Annotated in this window: 3 protein-coding genes and 1 pseudogene; 1 reads left to right on the forward strand and 3 read right to left on the reverse strand. The window is 60.6% G+C overall.

Going from position 1 to position 5,536, the window contains the following annotated elements; translation table 11 throughout:
- Positions 1-58: 58 nt before the first annotated feature.
- Positions 59-358, forward strand: a pseudogene (locus ACOSYY_RS17685) (molybdopterin cofactor-binding domain-containing protein); the annotation flags it as partial.
- On the opposite strand, the gene ACOSYY_RS17690 reads toward ACOSYY_RS17685, so the two are convergent.
- From ACOSYY_RS17690 to treZ, 3 genes are all read right to left on the reverse strand, one after another.
- Positions 288-1,829 (reverse strand): cytochrome B6, encoded by a 1,542-nt coding sequence (locus ACOSYY_RS17690; RefSeq protein ID WP_421664154.1) that lies wholly within the window; start codon positions 1,827-1,829, stop codon positions 288-290. The pseudogene ACOSYY_RS17685 and the gene ACOSYY_RS17690 sit on opposite strands and share 71 nt — an antisense overlap.
- Before the next feature lie 393 nt (positions 1,830-2,222).
- A complete protein-coding gene (gene malQ / locus ACOSYY_RS17695) occupies positions 2,223-4,085 on the reverse strand; it encodes a 4-alpha-glucanotransferase (protein WP_421664155.1) in 1,863 nt (620 codons plus the stop codon).
- On the reverse strand, positions 4,082-5,536 hold a 1,455-nt coding region (gene treZ, locus ACOSYY_RS17700; protein ID WP_421664156.1), incomplete at its 5' end, for a malto-oligosyltrehalose trehalohydrolase. The genes treZ and malQ, both read right to left, overlap by 4 nt.

Genomic DNA, 5,536 nt, shown 5'->3' on the forward strand with positions numbered 1-5,536 from the left:
CAGCGCCGCGGTGAAGGTCGAAGGGACCTACTCGCAACCCGACGAGTATCACAACGCGATGGAACTGCACGCCACCGTCGCCGTCTGGGACGGCAACAAGCTCATCCTCTACGACAAGACGCAATGGGTCGATAACGTGCAGCAGCAGGTGGCCACCGCATTCAGTATCAACAAGGACGACGTGCGCGTCGTGTCTCCGTTCGTCGGCGGCGCGTTTGGCTCGGCGCTGCGGACCTGGGTTCACGTCTTCATCGCGGCGCTGGCCGCCAAACACGTTCGCTCCCCCGTCAAACTGGTCTTGACGCGCGCCCAGCAGTACACGGTCCCTGGCTACCGGCCGCACACCGTCCAGAGGGTCGCGCCCAGCGCGACGAAAGACGGCAAGTTGACAGCCATCCGCTACGAGGCAACGGGCAAGACCTCAACGACTTGATCGGTCCGTCTCCTGGCTCGTCGAGAAAACGCTCCATATGCAAGTCGTGCATCTGGTGGTCGAGGTAGAAGGGGGCGGGATGACAGACCGCACACTTGGCCTTCCCGAAGAACAGTTTCTCACCTCGTTTCTCGGCATCGTTCGCCTTCTCCGAATCGAGACGGCCCGTCAGATCCAACTTGGGGGCTGGTGGGAAGTCGAGCATGTTCTGAAACTGGGCCATGTGCGGAACGACGCTGCGCGGCAACTCCTGGAACCCTTTCTTCATCGCGCGAATCGGGTCGCCATTGAAGTAAGCGGTCCGCTGCTCGAATTCCGTGAAGTCTTCGATCGAGCGCAAGCTTCGCTTGGATGAGTGGATTTGTTGATTGAATACACCCCGTATGCTCGGCGAATCGAGCCTGATCCGTCGTTCTTCGGGCCGCGTATCGGGGTTTAGATGAAACTGTCCGGTCGTATGGCCGTTCACATGGCAGTCGAAGCAAGTCACACCGAGACTCGGATGCAGGCTTTTGCGGTCGTCGGTCGGGTTGAACTCCTCTTGTGGAAAAGGAGTCAACAGCATCCTCAGTCCATCGAGCTGGACAGGAGTGAGGATGTCCTTGAACAGGGCGTAATAGTTGTTGATGGAGATGACTTCGCCCCGTGACACATCGCCCAATTCAGGCCGGTTGCTCAAGAACATGGCCGGAGGAAATTCCGGTAGGAAGGCCTCGGGGAGATCGAAATCGACGTCGACCCGCTCGAGCCGTGGAAACATGTCGATTTGTATCTGAGGGAAGACCATGCCCCCAGGGGATTGCAGCAGGTGAGGCAGCGATGGATAGGGAAAGATCCCCTGCTTCTTGATCTCTTCCGGACTTTGGCCGGAGAGCCGTTCCCATGTCATGCCTTCCGACAAGCGCGCCGTCGGACCGACCGCCAGCGGTTTGCCCCGCGACATCTTGGCCTCCGGATCTTGCTTCGGCTTGAGGTGATAACGCCGCTCCAGCAACTTGCGTTGCGTCTCCATCACCTTGGGCTTGGCGGCGATATCCTTCTTCATGATCTCTTCCGGCTCTTGCATTGGCTTCTCTGCGCCCAAGGGATCGCGGTAGAAGTCGAACCCCGTGATTTTGCCGTCCCTAGGCTGATTCTCAAAGACAGGGGAAGAAGGCTTCGCCTTGTGCGCCTTGAAAATGTCCGAGCGATCGTGATCCGTCTTTTTCTGCTCCGGGCGTTCAATGGGAACCGTGCGCGGCTCTTGCGCTTCGGTCACCGCATCGTGGGGCGGGCGCGGAGACTTTTTGTCCTCAGCGGCAGCCGCGACACTACCGGTCAGCAATAGGGCGAGTAGGAGTTTCAGCGAGCCCCACGGGATGCGAGAGTCGGGAATGCGAGCAGAATGCCTATTCATCGGCGCCTCCATCGGTTCACGGCCTCACTTCATCGGTTTGTTGGGCATCCGCCGATTTCCCGTACGGCATAGGTGATACACCCAAAGACGCCGTGCATTGGCCTGGCGGGCGTGACATGTCCAGCAAACGTTATCGTGCGTATTATGCGCCTTGCTTGAGGCGGGCTCGACTAGGCATATCTCTGGTGCCGGGGCATAAGCGACCGTCGCGCTCTCGATCCTGTCACATCCGGCTGGACTCATCCGATGGTCACGACGAAGCTTGAGTCGATAGCTCCGTGGGAAATGGCCGGGCGTCACTGTGTCAGGAAGCCGATGCCGTCGCCGCATCATCCCGGATGGCGGTTCTCGGATCTGTACGCGGTGCGTGGATCTCAATGCAGATGCAATGCGTTACTTGGAGGTTTCGGCCGCGCGATTGCGGCCGCTCAAAATCTCGGCAAGGCTGCGGGGGAACGCCGCTGTTTCAATCTCTTCGAGCGAGAGCGGCAACCCCAACGACCAATTGGGATACGTGCCTTCCGCTCCCGGCATATTTGGTCGCTCCGCGGCAAGGCAGGCCGCCTCCATCGTCGCCATGACAATGGCCGATGGCGATTCGGCCAATTGCCTGAAAATCTGGAGGGCTGCCGTTTCTAAATCGGCGCTCGGGTCCACTCCACTGGTCTGCACCATCTTCTGCCTCAACTTTTCGGCATTGTCCTTGCCCGAATCCAACCCGCTCCGTCGCTGAAGCTCGTAGTCTTTCCCGGTCCAAACGCCGGCCAACGTAGGGAGATCGTGCGTGGTAATCGCCGCCAGCGCCTTCTCCGGATATTCCGCCGGCGCGGTCTCCTCGAACCAGAGCAGCCGGTAAGACAGCATATCGCGCTCGGCCATCCGAGCTCGCACACCCTCCTCGACAGTGCCAAGATCTTCGCCGACGACCACCGCACCCGCGCGCTGACTTTCCAGCGCGATGATACCCAGCAGGTCGTCGGCCCGATATCGAACATAGGCCCCGTGCTTCGGTGTCCCGCCCGGCGGAACCCACCAGAGCCGGAAGAGACCCATGACATGGTCGATACGCAACCCTCCGGTATGGCGCATCGCGGAGCGGACCGTTTGAATGAAGGGTTCATAGGCTGCCTGTCGTAGTCGGTGTGGAATGAACGGCGGCAAGCCCCAATTCTGTCCCTCATTGCTGAACAAGTCCGGCGGAGCTCCGATCGAACAGTCGAGCGCCACGAGATCCTGCCAGGCCCAGGCGTCCGCCCCGTGGGGCGAGAATCCCACGGGCAAGTCCTGCATCAATGCCGTTGGTTCTGCCGCCCGCGCCAATTGGCGGTCCAAAAGCCATTGCAGCCACTTATGGAAGCGCACACGATCGGCATGTTCCTGGGCGAACCGCCGCATGTTTACCGCGTCCGGGTGGCGATAGCCGCTCGGCCATCGCCGCCAGTCCGCGCCATGCTCTTCCACCAATACGTTAAACACGGCAAACTGGTCGAGCGACAATCCTTGGTCTCGCTGAAATCGATCGAAGTCCGCGTCTTCTCCGAAAAGGGCCCATAGTTTGCGCAAAGCATCCAGTTTCAGTTGAAACACTCGATCGCGGTCGATCGTCCGCTCGTTGTTCAGGACTTGAGCGTCAGCTGTGAGCCGCCGAAGGTCGGTTTCGATCCGTTCCGCGCCTGGCACATCTTCGATACGGAGATAGAGCGGATTGCGATAGCGGCGGCTGGAGGGTGAATAGGGGCTGGCTTCCTGCGGCAGAAGGGGAAGTACGGCATTCAAAGGGTTGATGAGAACCATCCCCGCTCCCGTGAGCTTGGCCCATTCCCCAAGGCGGCGAAGATCGGCTAAATCTCCGATGCCCCAACTCGAGCGGCTTCGCGTGGCATAGACCTGCGCGCTCCATCCCCACATTCTCAGGCCCGGGGGAAAGTGGCATCGCCCCGGAGTGACAATGAGCTTCGTGGAGGTAGACTCGCCTATCGGCGCGAGCTCGTGGTAGCCCGCCGGCACGCTGTTCGGAAGGCGATCCCGTACCTTCATAGCCGTGCCGTCTTCCAGCCGCAGCTCGGCCGGGCCAGGGAGTACCAATGGTTCCCCATGACGCACCACCTTGACCGGTTCGTCGAATAGGGACCGTGGTTCCTTCGGGGGATGGCCGATGGCAGACCGGATCGCCTCCAGGGATTCGCGGGAGACCCGCTGCTCCTTCCCCGCCGCGTCTTGGTATACGGAATCGATGCACCAGGCATCGCGGCTCATAGGTCGGTCCTTCCACCATTAAAGATGAGGCATTCGTACGGCAACAGCCTGCTATCGGAGCAGCGCGCGCGCCGCGCGCCATGATAGCGTTCCGCCTCGGAACTCCACCGCAAGGGGCCATGGCTCCCATCAGGAATCTGCTGCTCCTGTGCGGACAAGTTGAAGAGTGCCCGAATGAAATGTCGGGAATCGGCGCCGGACTCTCCGCGGACGAGCTCTACTACGTGATGGCCGGTAGGTGCAAGACAGGCGCTGCGCTGTACGTAGTCACGCAGGGCAGGCCATTCTCGACGCGCCCGCAGCAGATCTTGATACAACCTGCGCAGCCCCGACCGATGTGGGTCTAATTCCCAGGACCAGCTCAATCGAGAGGCTTCGAACGTGGATTCGGACTGAGGGTCCGGCACGTCACCGTCCCTATGGAAGGCCTCGAACTCTCGCCGCCTGCCGGTGCGCACGTTTTCGATCAACACCGGGTCGCTGAACGAACAGAAAAACTGGAACGGCCTCGGCTCTCCGTATTCTTCCCCCATGAACAAGAGCGGCAAATACGGCGCAAGCAGCAACAAGCTCGCCGCCAGGCGTTGCGCCGGCGGAGAAAGTAGCGTGCTCAGCCGGTCGCCCGCGGCGCGATTGCCGATCTGATCGTGATTTTGAACACAGACCACGAAGCGGTCTCCAGGAAGTCCGGCGTTGTCGCCTCCATGGCGCCGATCACGAGAATGGCTGTAGCTGCCGTCCAACACGAACGTATCGGTCAGCGATTTGACCAACTGTTCGGGCCGTCCATAGTCAACATAGTACCCTTGCTGCTCACCGGTCAGGCAGGTATGCACCGCGTGATGGAAATCGTCGCTCCATTGCGCGTTCAATCCATAGCCTCCTCGCTCGGGCGGCAACAGGACACGCACGTCATTGAGATCGCTTTCGGCCACGATATGCGCGGCATACCCTCGCCCTTTCGAGGCGGCCTCCGCCGCCTCCTTGATGTCCCGCAAAATATGGCGGGCACCGAGGTCGTACATCGCGTGAACCGCATCCAACCGTAATCCATCGAAGTGATAGTCACGGATCCACATGCGCGCGTTGTTGCACACGAACGCTCGCACCTCGTCCGAACCCCTGTCGTCATAGTTAACCGCCGCTCCCCAAGGAGTCCGGTAGTGCTCGGTGAAATACGGGCCGAATTCACCGAGATAGCCGCCTTCCGGTCCGATGTGATTGTAGACCACGTCGAGAAACGCGGCGAGGCCATGGCGGTGACAGGCATCGACGAGGCGCTGGAGACCGTGCGGCCCACCATAGCTTTGCTGAGGCGCATAAGGATGCACGCCGTCGTACCCCCAGTTGCGCGTGCCGGAAAATTGCGCCACCGGCATGATTTCGACGGCGGTCACACCCAATTCGCGCAATGCCGGCAACCGAGAGATGACCGCGTCGAACGTGCCTTC

This window comes from Nitrospira sp. BLG_2 (assembly GCF_049222245.1).

Coding starts and splice junctions, on each gene's coding strand:
- ACOSYY_RS17690 (WP_421664154.1), bottom strand. CDS start 1,829: ATGAATAGGCATTCTGCTCGCATTCCCGACTCTCGCATCCCGTGGGGC.
- malQ (WP_421664155.1), bottom strand. CDS start 4,085: ATGAGCCGCGATGCCTGGTGCATCGATTCCGTATACCAAGACGCGGCG.